This is a genomic window from Actinoplanes sp. G11-F43 (assembly GCF_050589265.1).
Taxonomy (GTDB): domain Bacteria; phylum Actinomycetota; class Actinomycetes; order Mycobacteriales; family Micromonosporaceae; genus Actinoplanes.
This window is the reverse complement of record NZ_JBNZCE010000017.1, coordinates 522,582-537,741: the sequence shown is the minus strand read 5'-3', so window position 1 is coordinate 537,741 and position 15,160 is coordinate 522,582. Positions and strand designations below refer to the sequence as shown.

At 72.4% G+C, this 15,160-nt stretch carries 14 protein-coding genes; 10 read left to right on the top strand and 4 right to left on the bottom strand.

All coding sequences use genetic code 11. From position 1 onward, the window contains the following. The first annotated feature begins 61 nt into the window (after positions 1-61). The gene (locus ACQ0O7_RS21260) at positions 62-3,595 is read left to right on the top strand and encodes a SpoIIE family protein phosphatase (protein WP_430783881.1); all 3,534 of its coding nucleotides are present in this window, start codon (positions 62-64) and stop codon (positions 3,593-3,595) included. On the opposite strand, the gene ACQ0O7_RS21255 is transcribed toward ACQ0O7_RS21260, so the two are convergent. Further along, positions 3,586-3,900: an STAS domain-containing protein gene (locus tag ACQ0O7_RS21255; RefSeq protein WP_430783880.1), complete on the bottom strand. Its 315-nt coding sequence runs from the start codon at positions 3,898-3,900 to the stop codon at positions 3,586-3,588. The genes ACQ0O7_RS21260 and ACQ0O7_RS21255 overlap by 10 nt on opposite strands. A 69-nt stretch (positions 3,901-3,969) precedes the next feature. Here ACQ0O7_RS21255 and map point away from each other — a divergent pair, with 69 nt between their 5' ends. Next, a complete protein-coding gene (gene map, locus ACQ0O7_RS21250) occupies positions 3,970-4,827 on the top strand; it encodes a type I methionyl aminopeptidase (protein WP_430783879.1) in 858 nt (285 codons plus the stop codon). A 15-nt stretch (positions 4,828-4,842) separates the two neighbouring features. Here the strand turns inward: map and ACQ0O7_RS21245 are convergent, their stop codons facing one another. The 3 genes from ACQ0O7_RS21245 to ACQ0O7_RS21235 are packed head-to-tail and all read right to left on the bottom strand — an operon-like array spanning position 4,843 to position 6,494. Then, on the bottom strand, positions 4,843-5,550 hold the full coding sequence (locus ACQ0O7_RS21245) for a nucleotidyltransferase domain-containing protein (RefSeq protein ID WP_430783878.1): 708 nt from the start codon (positions 5,548-5,550) through the stop codon (positions 4,843-4,845). Positions 5,551-5,594: 44 nt separating this feature from the next. Next, on the bottom strand, positions 5,595-6,023 hold the full coding sequence (locus ACQ0O7_RS21240) for a ferritin-like domain-containing protein (RefSeq protein ID WP_430783877.1): 429 nt from the start codon (positions 6,021-6,023) through the stop codon (positions 5,595-5,597). Between the two features lie 18 nt (positions 6,024-6,041). Further along, complete coding sequence (locus tag ACQ0O7_RS21235; RefSeq protein ID WP_430783876.1) at positions 6,042-6,494, bottom strand: hypothetical protein; 453 nt, start codon at positions 6,492-6,494, stop codon at positions 6,042-6,044. A 159-nt stretch (positions 6,495-6,653) separates the two neighbouring features. On the opposite strand from ACQ0O7_RS21235, the gene rimP reads away from it, so the two are divergent. The 8 genes from rimP to ACQ0O7_RS21195 all read left to right on the top strand — a co-directional run bounded on the left by rimP (position 6,654) and on the right by ACQ0O7_RS21195 (position 14,876). Then, on the top strand, positions 6,654-7,283 hold the full coding sequence (gene rimP, locus ACQ0O7_RS21230; RefSeq protein ID WP_430783875.1) for a ribosome maturation factor RimP: 630 nt from the start codon (positions 6,654-6,656) through the stop codon (positions 7,281-7,283). After that, positions 7,280-8,296, top strand: coding sequence for a transcription termination factor NusA (gene nusA, locus ACQ0O7_RS21225; RefSeq protein ID WP_430783874.1), 1,017 nt, complete (start codon positions 7,280-7,282; stop codon positions 8,294-8,296). The genes rimP and nusA overlap by 4 nt, the downstream gene beginning before the upstream one ends. Next, positions 8,274-8,660 carry a YlxR family protein gene (locus tag ACQ0O7_RS21220; protein ID WP_430783873.1) on the top strand — a complete coding sequence of 129 codons (387 nt, stop codon included), beginning with the start codon at positions 8,274-8,276 and terminating at the stop codon, positions 8,658-8,660. The genes nusA and ACQ0O7_RS21220 overlap by 23 nt, the downstream gene beginning before the upstream one ends. Before the next feature lie 108 nt (positions 8,661-8,768). Then, a complete protein-coding gene (infB, locus tag ACQ0O7_RS21215) occupies positions 8,769-11,909 on the top strand; it encodes a translation initiation factor IF-2 (protein WP_430784017.1) in 3,141 nt (1,046 codons plus the stop codon). A gap of 65 nt (positions 11,910-11,974) precedes the next feature. Continuing rightward, positions 11,975-13,000: a TRM11 family SAM-dependent methyltransferase gene (locus ACQ0O7_RS21210; protein ID WP_430783872.1), complete on the top strand. Its 1,026-nt coding sequence runs from the start codon at positions 11,975-11,977 to the stop codon at positions 12,998-13,000. Between the two features lie 33 nt (positions 13,001-13,033). Continuing rightward, positions 13,034-13,327, top strand: coding sequence for a DUF503 domain-containing protein (locus tag ACQ0O7_RS21205; RefSeq protein ID WP_430783871.1), 294 nt, complete (start codon positions 13,034-13,036; stop codon positions 13,325-13,327). Positions 13,328-13,401: 74 nt separating this feature from the next. Then, a complete protein-coding gene (gene rbfA / locus ACQ0O7_RS21200; protein WP_430783870.1) occupies positions 13,402-13,866 on the top strand; it encodes a 30S ribosome-binding factor RbfA in 465 nt (154 codons plus the stop codon). Further along, on the top strand, positions 13,863-14,876 hold the full coding sequence (locus ACQ0O7_RS21195) for a DHH family phosphoesterase (RefSeq protein WP_430783869.1): 1,014 nt from the start codon (positions 13,863-13,865) through the stop codon (positions 14,874-14,876). The genes rbfA and ACQ0O7_RS21195 overlap by 4 nt, the downstream gene beginning before the upstream one ends. The last annotated feature ends 284 nt before the right edge of the window (positions 14,877-15,160 follow it).

Sequence of the window (15,160 nt, the reverse complement as noted above, 5' to 3'; positions counted from 1 at the left end):
GCTTCCGGCTGTCCGATGTTAGGTTCTGTCTCGCGGATCAGGCGGGACATGGGAGGCGCTGATGACTGCCCTGCCGAGGCGGTTGAGCAACGCCTTCGAGCGGGGTGGCGAGATGGGCGCCCGGATGTCCGGTCTGGACTGGGCGGCGACCCCCGTCGGCGACCCGGCCGGCTGGCCCGTCGAGCTGGTCGACGCGGTCGCCACCATGCTGGCCTCCCGGGCCCAGATCATCGTCTTCTGGGGACCCGAGCGGGTGGTGCTCTACAACGACGCCTACATCGTCACCATGGGCGGCAAACACCCCGGCTTCCTCGGCCGGCCCGGCCGGGAGCTGTGGGGCGAGGTCTGGGACGTGCTGCGGCAGCTGTTCGACGGGGTGGTCGCGGACGACCGGTCGTTCGAGGCCCGGGACCACCTCTTCATGATCGAGCGGTACGGGTACGTCGAGGAGACCTACTTCGACGTCTCGTTCGATCCGATCCGCTCCGGCGACGGCGTCCCCGGCGGCGTGATGTGCATCGTCACCGAGACCACCGGCCGGGTCCTCGGCGAGCGCCGGCTGCGCACCCTGAGCGCCCTGGGCCGGCGTCTCTCCGCCACCTCGGACCAGGCGGTGCTGGCCGCCGAGACGGCCGCGGTGCTCACCGCGGACGCCGAGGACGTGCCGTTCGCCGAGCTGATCCTGGACGGAGCCGGCACGCACCCGGCGATCAGCGAGGTGATCACCGAGGGGAACCCCGGGCGGATCCCGCTGGCACTGCTGACCGTCCCGGCCCCGGCCGCCGCCGAGGAGGCCCTGATCCTGCCGATCGGGGTGGGCGCGGACACCGTCGGCGCGCTGGCCGTCGGGGTGAGCCGCCACCTCCCGCTGGACGACGACTACCGGGACTTCCTGGACCTGGCCGCGGCCCAGATCTCCCGCGGGGTGGCCAACGTCCGGGCCTTCCAGCAGCAGCGCGAGCGGGCCGCCGAGCTGGCCGCGCTGGACCGGGCGAAGACCCAGTTCTTCTCCAACGTGAGCCACGAGTTCCGGACCCCGCTGACCCTGATCCTCGGCCCGCTGGAGGACCTGATCGAGGACCCGGAGCTGCGGGCCCGGCTGCTGCCGGTGCACCGCAACGCGCTGCGGCTGCTCAAACTGGTCAACACGGTGCTCGACTTCTCCCGGACCGAGTCCGGCCGGCTGCGCGCCGTCTACCGCCCCACCGACCTGGCCGGGCACACCGCGCGACTGGCCCGGACCTTCCGCCCCGCCCTGGACCGGGCCGGGCTCGCGCTCACCCTCGACACCCCACCGATGACCATGCCGGTGTACGTCGACCACGAGCTATGGGAGAAGATCGTCTTCAACCTGCTCTCCAACGCGGTGAAGTTCACCCGCGAGGGTGGTGTCGAAGTGCTGGTCCGGGCGGCCGGCGGGCAGGCCGAGCTGATCGTGCGGGACACCGGCGCGGGCATCCCGGAAGCCGACCAGTCGATGCTGTTCGACCGCTTCCACCGGGTCACCGGCGCCTGGTCCCGCAGCCACGAGGGCACCGGCATCGGGCTGGCCCTGGTCCGCGAGCTGACCGAACTGCACGGCGGCACGGTCGCGGTGCGCAGCCGCCCCGGCGCGGGCAGCGAGTTCACCGTCCGGATCCCGTTCGGCACCGCCCACCTGCCGGCCGACCGGGTCAGCGCGGACCCGGCGCCACCCGGCGACCCGGCCGAGCCCCGCCTCTGGGTCGACGAGGCCACCTGGTGGGCCGGTGACGGGCCGGGCATCCCGCAGCCCCGGCAGGGCGAGCCCGGCGGCCGGATCCTGCTCGCCGACGACAACGCCGACCTGCGCGACCACGTGTCCCGGCTGCTCTCGCCACACTGGGACGTGGCCACCGCGGTGGACGGCGCCGCGGCCCTGGAACTCGCCCGGGAACAACAGTTCGACCTGGTGCTCACCGACGTGATGATGCCCCGGCTGGACGGCTTCGGGCTGATCGCCGAACTGCGGGCCGAGCCGCGGACCCGGGACGTGCCGATCGTGGTGCTGTCCGCCCGGGCCGGAGAGGAGTCCGCGGTCGAAGGGCTGTCCGCCGGCGCCGACGACTACCTGGCCAAGCCGTTCTCCACCCGCGAGCTGATCGCCCGGGTCCGGGCCAACCTGGAACTCGGCCAGCTGCGCCGGGAGATCGTCAGCAACCTGCGCGGGCTGGTCGACGCCACCGCCGCCCTCAACGCGGTGCCCACCACCGCCGAGGTGCTCGACGTCGCCGCCCGGCACGTGCAGGCGATGACCGCGGCCGGGCGGGTGGTGCTGACCACCCCGGACGGCCGGGCCGAACGGGACGGCGGCGCGGCCGGCACGGCCCACCCGGCCGCGGTCCTGCCGCTGCCGGACACCAGCGGGCCGCCCCTGGGCGAACTGCGGGTCTGGTCCGGCCCCGGCGGGCCGGTCGACACCGTGGTGCTCACCCAGCTGGCCCGGCTGGTCGGGCTGCGGCTGGCCAACGCCCGGCTCTACGAGACCGAGCACCGGATCGCCGCCACCCTCCAGCACAGCCTGCTGCCGCAGTCACTGCCCCGGGTGCCGGGCGCCATCGTGGCCGGGCGATACCTCCCCGGCAGCAGCGAGGCCCGGGTCGGCGGCGACTGGTACGACGTGATCGCCGGCCCCGACGGCGAACTGTTCCTGGTGATCGGGGACGTGGTCGGCAAAGGGGTGCAGGCGGCCGCCGGGATGGGGCAGTTGCGCAACGCTCTCCGGGCGTACCTGCTGGAGGGTTTCGACTGCGGGACCGCCCTCAGCCGCCTCAACCGCCTGGTCGACACGCTCGGCCGGCGGCAGTTCGCGACCGTCCTGTGTGTCGGCTTCGACCCGCGGACCCGGCGGATGCGCTACTCCTCGGCCGGGCATCCGTCACCGGTGCTGATCCCCGCCGGGCAGACCGGGACCTTCCTGTACGACACCGCGCTCGGCCCGCCGGTCGGCGCGCTCGGGTCGGTCACCTACCCCACCCGGGAGACCGAACTGGACGCCGGCACCCGCCTGCTGCTCTACACCGACGGGCTGATCGAGGACCGCCGGCAGGCCATCGACGACGGCCTCAGCGAGTTGACCGCCGACGTCGCCAAACCCACCGAGCACATCGACGACCTGCTGGACAAGCTGCTGGCCAAGGCCACCCGGCGCGGCGCCCGGCGGGACGACGTGGCGCTGGTCGCGATGGAGGTCACCGAACCCCGCGAGTTCGTGTTGCGGCTGCCCGCCGACGCCGGCCGGCTGATCGTGCTGCGCCGCCGGCTGGAGGACTTCCTGGCCGCCCACCGGGTCTCCGACGACGACGCCTTCGACCTGGTGATGGCGGTCTCCGAGGCGGCGGCCAACGCCATCGAGCACCCGGTCGACCCGGCCGAACCGGTGATCACCGTGACCGCCTCGTTCCAGCCGGAGGCGGTGCTGGTCGCGATCCGGGACACCGGCAGCTGGCGGCCGGCCACCGACGCCGGATTCCGCGGCCGGGGGCTGGCCCTGATCGGCGCCCTCACCGAACTGTCCGTGCACCGCTCCGCCGAGGGCACCGAGGTGGTGCTGCGCCGCCCACTCGGTCAGCCCTGATCGGCGCTGACCCAGGGCTGGTGCCCGAGCCCGGAGATGTCCAGCACCCGCCGCACCCGGTCGGACGGGAACACCTTCAGGGCGCCCGGATAGTGGTCGGCCAGCCGGACCAGGGTGTGGATGGCGGCCGAGTCGAAGAAGGTGACCGCCCGCAGGTCCAGAGTGGCCGCCCGGACCCGGCCGGGGGTGGCGGCCCGGAACATCGCGTCCGCGGTGGCCATGTCGACCTCACCGGACACCCGCACGGTGACACGATCACCGGCGACCTCGCCGACGGCGGAGAAGCCCGGGTCCTCTTGATCCACGCCGACCACGATTCCACAGGCCCACGGGGGCGGCAAGGACGGGGCCCACGGGTGGTTAGGCTGGAGTCCATGACCGTACGTGCCCCACTCGTGCCCGGAAAGCAGTCGCGCACGCGATCGGTCCCGGCGCAGATCGTCCGCCCCGAGTACGTCGGCAAGAAACGCCCGAAGGAGTGGCGCGGCTCGCACGTGCAGACCGCCGAGACGATCGAGAAGATGCGGATCGCCGGCCGGATCGCCGCCCAGGCCACCCAGCTCGCCGGCGAGCACTGCAAACCCGGGGTGACCACCGACGAGATCGATCGGGTGGTGCACGAGTTCATCCTCGACCACGGCGCCTACCCGTCGACGCTGGGCTACAAGGGCTTCCCCAAGTCCTGCTGCACCTCGCTCAACGAGGTGATCTGCCACGGCATCCCGGACTCCACCGTGCTGGAGGACGGCGACATCATCAACGTGGACGTCACCGCGTACCTGAACGGCGTGCACGGCGACACCGACGCCACCTTCTGCGTCGGCGAGGTCGGCGAGGAGGCCCGGCTGCTGGTCGAGCGGACCCACGAGGCGATGATGCGGGGCATCCGCGCGGTCGCCCCGGGCCGCCCGATCAACGTGATCGGCCGGGTCATCGAGGCGTACGCCCGGCGCTTCGGCTACGGCGTGGTCCGCGACTTCACCGGCCACGGCATCGGCGAGACGTTCCACTCCGGGCTGTACATCCCGCACTACGACCGGCCGGACCTCACCACCGTGATGGAGCCGGGCATGACCTTCACCATCGAGCCGATGATCTGCCTCGGGACGTACGAGTACGAGGTGTGGAAGGACGGCTGGACGGTCGTCACCCGGGACCGGAAGTGGACCGCCCAGTTCGAGCACACCCTGGTGGTCACCGACGACGGCGCGGAGATCCTGACCCTGCCGTAGACCCGGGTCCCGGTCTCAGTCGAAGAGCGCGCCGAGCCGGCCGTCCACCGGGCGGCCGCGCGCGGTCAGCTCCTCGGCCTGATACCGCAGGATCGCCTCCAGCTCCGGCATGCCGGCGGTGGCCACCCCGGTGTGCCGGACCGCGTCGGTGGCGTTGCGGAAATAGGTGCGGGTCAGGAATCCGGTGACCATCGCCGCGTGCAGCCGGGCCTCGGCGGCCGGCATCAGGGCCGCGTCGGTGTCGTCACGCCGACTCTGCCGGGTGGCCCGGGCGTACGCGCCGTTCGCGATCGCCCAGTTGTGCCGGGCCTGTCCGGTGAACTCCATCGGGCGCGCCTCGGTCAGCAGCGTCAGATGCGCCTCCCGCCGGTCCTTGAACCAGTTCCGCGGATCCATCAGCGGGAACGTGGTGATGAACCCGTCCGCCCGCAACGGCCACCACGGGCCCAGCTGCCGGGCCTGGCCCAGCCCGTCCTCGGCGGTGATCACCCGCAGGTCGACCGGGATGCCGTCGACCAGCCGCCGGGCCGGCCTGGGCCCGGTCCGTGGGCGGGACGTCACCACCACCAGGTTGATGTCGCTGCCGTCGGTGTCGTCGCCGTGCGCCGTCGACCCGTACAGGCCGATCGCCACGACCTCGGCCCGCCACCGGTCCAGGACGGCTTCGCGCAGCCGGATCGCGAGTGACCCGCGGGGGGAGGTGGCGTCGAGGGCGTCGATCACGTCCTCATTGTCGGCTGATCACCCCGGCCGGGTGAGCCCGATCGTCAGGAATCCGGGCGGCCCGGGAAGGCCATCGTCAGCGGCGTCACGCCGGCCAGCCTCCGCCAGCGGGTGGCACGGATCGCCGAGTCGGTGAGATGCGACAACGCGTCGGTACGGTCCCCGGCCTCGGTCACCGGCAGCAGCACCCGCCAGGCCTGGGCCACCCCGTCCTCCACGTGCACCGCCAGCCGGAGCGCGCTCGCCCGGTCGGTGACCTCGAAGGGCAGCTGGTACGCCGCGGGGGCGGGCGCCGTGCCGGCCCGGGCCTCGGCCAGCTTCGCGACCAGCGCGTCCCGCCGGGACCGGTGCTCCTGCTCGGCGGCGCGGGCCCGGTTCACCTCGTCACCCGAGCGCAGGCGCACGCCGATCACGCCGTACGCATAGATGGCCGCCTCCTCGGCGGCGAGGGCGGCGGCGAGTTGTTCGGTCACGCTGCGAACCCTAGCGGGTCAGCGCAGCGCCTCGGCATGTGTGGCGCGACAGGCGGCGATCGATCCGACCAGCGCGGCCCGCCCGGCCGGGGCCGCCTTGCACGCCGCCACCGCGGTCTTCTGCGCCGCCTGCTCGGCTTTGCGCAGCGTGGCCGGGGTGTCCGCGGCGCCGGCCGGTGCCGAGGCGGACGGGGCGGCGGAGACCACCGCGGCGCCGATCACCCTGGCCAGCTCGGCGGCGTGCGCCCGGTGGTCGTCGGCCATCGGGGTGAGCCGGGCGGCCAGGTCCGGTTTCGCGACGATCGCCCGGTCGTACGCCCCGGCCAGCGCGATCGCCTCGTCGAGCAGCGGCTGCAGCGGGTCCGGCTGCGGCTCGGGCTCCGGGTCGCCGCCGAACAGCCCACAACCGGCGAGCGCCGTCGATCCGGCCGCCACCGCTCCCAGAAAGACCCGCCGTGAGTGCATCCGCATCCGGCCAGTCAACACCATTCGGTGCGGCGGTGCTCCGGCCCGTCCACCGGCGCGTTACGCTCAGCGTCAGCCGCGGGGCCACGAACTGCCCGGCGGCATATAGTCGTTCCCTGCGAGGACACTTCGTCCCGCGAAAAAGCTAGTGAGAGGTCGAGCCCGATGACGCAGCGTGGTCGCGCCGGGGCCCGGCCCGGTGGTCGCCCCGGCAGCCGGCGGACCAGGCCGGAGCCCGAGACCCGTGGTGCCGCACCCCAGCCCCGCGTCGATCTGGGCGCCGCCCGTGCCCGGCTCCGCGAGGTGGTCGAGCCGGTGGTCACCAAGGCCGGTTACGACCTGGAGGACCTGACCCTGACCCGGGCCGGCCGCCGGTTCGTGGTCCGGGTGCTGATCGACACCGACGGCGGTGTCGGCCTCGACGACGTGGCGGTGGTCTCCCGGGAGATCTCCGAGGCCCTGGACGCCGCCGACGAGAGCGGTGGCGAGCTGCTCGCCGGGGAGTACCAGCTGGAGGTCGGCTCCCCCGGGGTGGACCGCCCGCTGACCGAGCCCCGGCACTGGCGCCGCAACATCGGCCGCCTGGTCGCGGTGGACGGACTGACCGGCCGGGTGACCTCGGCCGACGACACAGGTGTGGCGCTTGACGTGGACGGCGTGACCCGCGAGCTGGCATGGGCCGGGCTCGGGGCGGGCAAGGTCCAGATCGAGTTCAAGCGCATGGACGAAGCCGATTTCGGCGATGACGACGACGTCGAAGACGACGACGAGGACGAAGGGGAGGGCGAGGAGTGAACATCGACCTCGCGGCGCTGCGCGCCCTGGAGCGCGAGCGGGAGATCCCGTTCGAGACCATTCTCGCGGCCATCGAGACCGCGCTGCTGACCGCGTACCGGCACACCGAGGGCGCGGAGAGCCACGCCCGGGTGGAGATCGACCGCAAGAGCGGCGTCGCCTCGGTGCTGGCCCAGGAGCTCGACGCGGACGGCACGGTGGTGCGGGAGTGGGACGACACTCCGCACGACTTCGGCCGGATCGCGGCGATGACCGCCAAGCAGGTCATCCTGCAGCGTCTCCGGGAGGCCACCGACGAGCAGCACTTCGGTGAGTACGCGGGGCGCGACGGCGACCTGGTCACCGGTGTGGTGCAGGCCGACGCGGCCCGGGCCGAGAAGAACATCGTGACCGTCGACCTGGGCAAGCTCGAGGCGGTCCTGCCGCAGTCCGAGCAGGTGCCGGGGGAGACGTACCCGCACGGCACCCGGATCCGCTGCATCGTGGTGCACGTGGCCAAGGGTTTCCGCGGCCCGCAGATCACCCTGTCCCGCTCGCACCCGGCCCTGGTGAAGAAACTCTTCGCCCTGGAGGTGCCGGAGATCGCGGACGGGACGGTGGAGATCGCCGCGATCGCCCGTGAGGCGGGTCACCGGACGAAGATCGCGGTGCGGTCCACCGTCCAGGGGGTGAACGCCAAGGGCGCCTGCATCGGCCCGATGGGCCAGCGGGTCCGGGCGGTGATGAGCGAGCTGCACGGTGAGAAGATCGACATCATCGACTGGTCGGAGGATCCGGCCCAGTTCGTCGGTAACGCGCTCTCCCCGGCCAAGGCGCTGCGGGTCGAGGTGGTCGACGCCGCCAGCCGTACGGCCCGGGTCACCGTGCCGGATTTCCAGCTCTCGCTGGCGATCGGCCGGGAGGGGCAGAACGCCCGGCTGGCCGCCCGGCTGACCGGGTGGCGCATCGACATCCGTCCGGACAGCGAGCCCGCCGGAGCATCGGACCGGGATGCGGCCGAGGCGGGGAACTGACCGGATACGCGTCCGGCGCGATCGAGGGGTAGACTTGGACTCGGTCGGCCCGACGCGAACCTGCGTCGGCTGTCGCAAACGCGCGCCGGCCAGGTCATTGCTGCGGTTCGTCGCGGCAGAGACGGGGGGCGACCTCCGGCTTCTGCCGGATCCGGCCCGCCGACTGCCGGGGCGGGGAGCGCATCTGCACCCCGATCCGGCCTGCTTCGCGCAGGCAGAGCGGCGTCGCGCCTTCGGGCGTGCGTTGCGTCTCGCTGGATTTGCTGACCCAGAGCTGCTCGCGGAGCACATCCGCGCGGTCTCCGTGCCGCGTGGAACCACCGATGACGAGGCGTCGGCGCCTCGTCACGACCCAGCAAGGTAGGACGACCCAGATGAGCACACGATGAAGTCCCTGAAATGACCAGGCTTCTAGTGCACGAGTGAGGTCTCTGCGGGTACTGCTCGCACGGACCTCAAAGTGAGGAGTGCAGTGCCAGGCAAGGCCCGCGTACACGAGCTCGCCAAAGAGCTCGGGGTCGACAGCAAGACCGTTCTCGCCACGCTCAAGGACATGGGCGAGTTCGTCAAATCCGCATCGAGCACCGTCGAGGCCCCTGTGGCCCGTCGGCTCCGTGGTGCTCTGGAGCAGGGCGGCGCCATCCCGGCGTCCTCGTCCTCTCCGGCGCCCAGCGCTCCCACCGCAGGTGGATCGAGCCCGTCCCCGGCCCCGCGCCCGGGACCCCCGATGGGGCGGCCTCAGCCGCCGCGCCGGCCGGGCCCGCCGCAGGGTGAAGCGCCCAACGCCCCTACTTCTCCGGCGCCGGCGCCCGGACCGTTCTCCGGTCCGAAGCCTCCGGTTCCCGGTCGTCCGGGCCCGCGGCCCGGTCCGATCGCGAAACCGGCCAGCGCCCACGACATCGAGGTGGCTGCCGCCGAGGCCCGCGCCCAGGCGCTGAAGGCCGAGCAGGAAGCCTCGGTCAAGGCCGCCCGTGAGGCTCAGGCCGCCCGTTCGCGGGATGCCGAGCGCCGCCCGCAGGGCACGACCGAGGGTGGCGCCCAGCGCGGTCCCGGTCCCCGCCCGGGTCCGGGCAGTGTCCCGCCGCGTCCGGGTTCCCCGGCCGCCGGCCGTAACCAGGGTGGTCCCGGTGCTCCCGGCGCCCCCCGTCCGGGTGGCCCCGGTGGTCCCCGTCCCGGTCCCGCCGGTGGCGCTCCGCGTCCGCCCGCCCGTGGTCCGGGTAACAACCCGTTCGGTGTCTCCGGTGGTGGCGCGGCGCGTCCGTCGCCGGCCTCGATGCCGCGTCCCAACCAGCCCGGCATGCCTCCGCGCCCGAACCAGGCCGGCATGCCGCCGCGGCCGAGTCCCGCCTCGATGCCGCCGCGTCCCAGCCCCTCCTCCATGCCGGCGCAGCGCCCGGCCCGCCCGGGTGGTCCCGGTGGCGGCGCCGGTCGTCCCGGCGGTCCCGGTGGCGGCCGTGGCGGTCCCGGTGGCGGCGGCGGTGGCGGCTACCGCGGTGGCGGTGGCGGCGGTGGCGGCTTCCGCCCGGGTGGCGGCGGCGGTGCCGGTGGCGGTTTCCGTCCCGGTGGCGGCGGCGGTGCCGGTGGCGGTTTCCGTCCCGGTGGCCCCGGTGCCGGCGGTGGCGGTCCGGTCGGCGGTGCCCCGGGTCGTCCCGGTGGCGGCGGTGGCCGTGGTCGTGGCGGCGGTGCCGCGGGTGCCTTCGGGCGTCCGGGTGGCCGGCCGACCCGTGGCCGCAAGTCGAAGAAGCAGCGGCGTCAAGAGTTCGACAACCTGTCGGCTCCGCAGATGTCGTCGGGTGCTCCCCGTGGCAACGGCCAGGAGATCCGGATGTCCCGTGGGGCGTCCCTCTCCGACTTCGCCGACAAGATCAACGCCAACCCGGGCTCGCTCGTCCAGGAGATGTTCAACCTGGGCGAGATGGTGACCGCCACGCAGTCGGTGTCCGACGACACCCTGCTGCTGCTCGGCGAGCACCTGGGCTTCACGGTCGTGATCGTCAGCCCCGAGGACGAGGACCGCGAGCTGCTCGCGCGGTTCGACATCGACCTCGACGCCGAGGTGGCCGAGGAGCGTCTCGTCACCCGTCCGCCGGTCGTGACCGTCATGGGTCACGTCGACCACGGTAAGACGAAGCTGCTCGACGCGATCCGCAAGACCAACGTGGTGGCCGGTGAGGCGGGTGGCATCACCCAGCACATCGGTGCCTACCAGGTCGTCGTTCCGCACCAGGGCGAGGACCGGGCGATCACCTTCATCGACACCCCGGGTCACGAGGCGTTCACCGCCATGCGTGCCCGTGGTGCCAAGGTCACCGACATCGTGATCCTGGTGGTCGCGGCCGACGACGGCGTCATGCCGCAGACGGTCGAGGCGCTCAACCACGCCAAGGCGGCCGACGTGCCGATCGTGGTCGCGGTGAACAAGGTCGACAAGCCGGACGCCAACCCGGACAAGGTCCGGCAGCAGCTGACCGACTACGGCCTGCTCGCCGAGGAGTACGGCGGCGAGACCATGTTCGTGAACGTGGCGGCCAAGCCCGGCATCGGCATCGACGACCTCCTCGAGGCCGTCCTGCTGACCGCCGACGCGGCGCTCGAGCTGACCGCCCCGATCGACGGCCCCGCCCAGGGTGTCGCGGTCGAGGCGCACCTGGACAAGGGTCGCGGTGCCGTGGCCACCGTCCTGGTGCAGAAGGGCACGCTGCGGGCCGGCGACTCGATCGTGGCGGGTGGCGCGCACGGTCGCGTCCGGGCCATGCTCGACGAGAACGGCCACCAGGTCGCCGAAGCGGGCCCGGCCCGTCCGGTCCTGGTGCTCGGTCTCACCTCGGTCCCGAGCGCGGGCGACACGTTCCTCGCCGCCGAGGACGACCGCACCGTCCGCCAGATCGCCGAGCAGCGGCAGGCTCGCCGCCGTGCGGCGACCTTCGCGAACTCGAGCCGCCCGAAGTCGATCGACGAGATGATGCGGGACATCAAGGAGGGCGAGAAGGCTTCGCTCACCCTGGTCATCAAGGGCGACGGCTCCGGTTCGGTCGAGGCCCTCGAAGAGGCGCTGTTCAAGATCGAGATTCCGGACGAGATCCAGCTCAAGGTCATCCACCGCGGCGTCGGTGCGATCACCGAGAGCGACGTCAACCTGGCGTCGGCCTCGTCGGAGCAGACCGCGACGATCATCGGCTTCAATGTCCGGGCCTCCAACAAGGTCAAGGAGATGGCCGACCGCGCCGGCGTGGAGATCCGCTACTACAGCGTGATCTACCAGGCCATCGAGGAGATCGAGGCGGCGCTCAAGGGCCTGCTCAAGCCGGAGTACGAAGAGGTCGAGCTGGGCACCGCGGAGATCCGCGAGGTCTTCCGCTCGTCCAAGATCGGTCTCATCGCCGGTTGTATCGTCCGGTCGGGTCTCATCCGCCGCAACACCAAGGCGCGGGTTCTGCGCGACGGTGTGGTGGTGGCCGACAGCGTCACGATCAGCTCGCTCAAGCGGTTCAAGGACGACGCGACCGAGGTCCGCGAGGGCTTCGAGTGTGGTCTGACCCTCCAGGGCTACGGCTCGCCGCAGGTCGGCGACGTCATCGAGACCTGGGAGATGCGCGAGAAGGTTCGCGCGTAAGGGCAACGGTCTGACGACGGCCCCCGGTGCTTCGGCGCCGGGGGCCGTCTCGGCAGAATGGCCACATGTCCCGCTATGCCATGCTGCTCGCCCCGTCCGCCAACCGCGTCTACGCCGATCAGGCGTCCCGCATGTCCCAGGCGGAGCTGGCCGCGTTCGGCCCGGTGCTGTCCTCGGGGCTCGACGAGATCGACGTCACACTGATCGGTGGTGTGGAGTATCTGACGTTCGCCGCCGAGCTCTCCGAGCGTGATGTCGCGTACATCTCGAATCTCTCCTCGGCCTACGCCCTCTTCGAGCGCGTCGAGGACGACCTGCTCCGCCCGCTGGCGCTGTCCCCGCTGGCCCACTACGACAGCGACCTGATCACCATCCCGAAGTACGCGGGCAAGACCAACGAGCAGTTCACCAAGCTGGTGCTCAACCTGACCGTGCTGGCCTCGGCGTCGGCCGGGCGGATGCTCGACGGCCGGCTCACCGTGCTGGACCCGCTGTGCGGGCGCGGGACGACCCTCAACCAGGCCCTGATGTACGGGTGGGACGGCATCGGTGTGGAGATCGACGGCAAGGACGTGGAGGCGTACAAGCTGTTCCTCCAGACCTGGCTCAAGCGCAAGCGGCTCAAGCACTCCGCCGACCTGGTGCCGGTGCGCCGCCAGGGTCGCCGGGCCGCCCGCCGGCTGGAGGTGACGATGGCCGCGAGTAAGGACGATCACAAGTCCGGGGCGGTGCAGAAGCTGATCGTGCTGAACGCCGACACCACCGGGCTGGACGGGCTGATCCGGGGCAACGTGGCCGACGTGCTGGTGGCCGATCTGCCGTACGGGGTGGCCCACGGCAGCTACGACGACGAGGGCGGCATCTCCCGGCGCCCGCTGGACCTGCTGGAGCGGGCCGTCCCGCAGTGGCTGCCGCTGCTGCGCCCGGGTGGCGCGATCGGCCTGTCCTGGAACACCAAGGTGGCCAAGCGGGAGCTGGCCGAGGACATCCTGCTCGCGGCCGGGCTGGAGATCGTCGAGTACCTTCCGGTCGACCACCGGGTGGACCAGGGCATCGAGCGGGATGTACTGGTGGCCCGGAAATCCGGCTGACCCGGCCGCCCGGCGGGCGTAACCTGCTCGCTGATGTATACCGAGACAGCAGTCTTCGACCTGCTCCTGCCCGGTGACTCGCAGTCGCTGAAGCAGAAGCGTTCGTATGTTCGCCCGATCATCGCGATGCTCAAGAAGTTCGACGTCAGCGTGGCCGAGGTGGGGTTGCACGACCGGCACGGCCGGGCACTGATCGGGGTGGCGGTGGTGGCCGCCGAGCCGTCCCAGGCCCGTGCCGTCGTCGACACCTGCGAGAACCAGATGGCCGGCCGCCCGGAGATCGAGCTGCTCTCGGTCAAGCGGCGGCTGTACGGCGATGACGATTGAGCCTGGGTAGGCTTCAGCAGTTAGGGCGGGGGCGGTTGGAGCCCCGCGGGATTCACAGTCCGGAGGTGGGCGATATGTCGGACCCAGCCAAGACGCGGCGGCACGCGGAGCGCATTCGTGAGCTGGTGGCTTCGCTGGTGCGGGAGATCAAGGATCCCCGTCTCGGCATGCTGACGGTCACGGACGCCCGGATCACCGGCGACCTGCGGGAGGCCACGGTCTTCTACACGGTCCTCGGTGACACGACCGAGCAGGCCTCGACCGCGGCCGCGCTGGAGAGCGCCAAGGGGATGCTGCGCACCCGGGTCGGGCACGCGCTGAAGCTGCGGCACTCGCCCAGCCTCACGTTCGTGCTGGACAACGTGCAGACCCACGTCAAGGAGATCGACGATCTGCTGACCGAGGCGCGCAACCGGGACCAGGAGGTCCAGCGGCTCGCGGCCGGTGCGAAGTACGCGGGTGACGCCGATCCGTACAAGAGCGACGACGACGAGGCCGGCGACGAGCCGGAGCGGGTCGGCGCGCGCGAGGAGGGGTGACCCCGACCGGGCCGACGGCCGAGCAGTGGGCCGCCGCCGTCGCGGCGGTCCGCTCGGCCGGTACCGGCGACGAGGTCCAGCTCATCTGCCACGTGAACCCGGACGGGGACGCGCTCGGCAGCATGCTCGGCTTCGGGCTGGGGCTGCGCCGCCTGGGCTACACGCGACTGCGGGCCACCTTCCCCGGCGACTTCGCCGTGCCCGGCCCGTACGCCGATCTCCCCGGTTCCGGCCTGCTCGTGCCGGCCGGTGACGCCTTCGTCTCCCCGCGCCTGGTCCTGGTCTTCGACGTGGCGAGCGAGTCGCGTCTCGGCGATCTGGCGGGCCTGCTCGCCGGGGCGCCGGCCGGCGTGGTTCTGGACCATCACGCGTCGAACACCGGGTTCGGCGGCGTGCAGCTGGTCGACCCGGCCGCGGCGGCCACCTCGGTGGTGGCCGAGGAGCTGCTCCGCCGGCTCGGGGTGGAGCTGGACGCGGAGATCGCCGAGTGCCTCTACGTGGCGCTGGCGACCGACACCGGCTCGTTCAAGTTCGACATGACCACTGTCGCGGTGCACGAGCTGGCGGCGCGGCTGATCGCCACCGGGATCCGGCCGGGCGAGATCTCCCGGCGGATCTTCGACAGCAAGCCGTTCGGGGCGATGCGGCTGACCGGTGAGGTGCTCGGGCGGGCGATCCTGGACCCGTCCGCGGCCGGTGGGCGGGGCATGGTGTGGACCTACGCCACGCTCGCCGACCTGGACCGGCACGGGCAGCCGCCCTACATCCTGGACACGCTGATCGACCCGGTCCGGTCGGTGGCCGAGGCGGACGTCTCGGTGGTGGTCAAGGAGGCGGCGGCCGGCGAGTGGTCGGTGTCACTGCGCAGCAAGGGCGCGGTCGACGTGAGCGGCGTGGCGATCTCGCAGGGTGGCGGAGGCCACCGCCTGGCGGCCGGATTCACCGGATACGGCGAGGCCGCCCAGGTGGTCGACACGGTCCGGGGGCTCCTCGACCGTTACCTGATCTGATCGATGTTTCACCTGTTCGGCGGGCTTTCCCATCTCGGATCGCGGGATCGGGCCCTGCGCGGCCGGTCCTGAACGTTAGTTTGGGAGCTGAACGGTGATTTGGTTTCGCGCGGGCCGCCACCGACGCCCATCGCGACACCTCGAGCCGCCCGGGTCCACCGGCCCGGGTCGCGTCATCAGCGCCAGAGGTCCCGGCGATCCCGGGCCGGCCATGTGACGCCCCGCTCGACCGATTCATGGGCGCGCCCGGATCATGTGGTGCGCCCGTACCACCGGAAGGATCT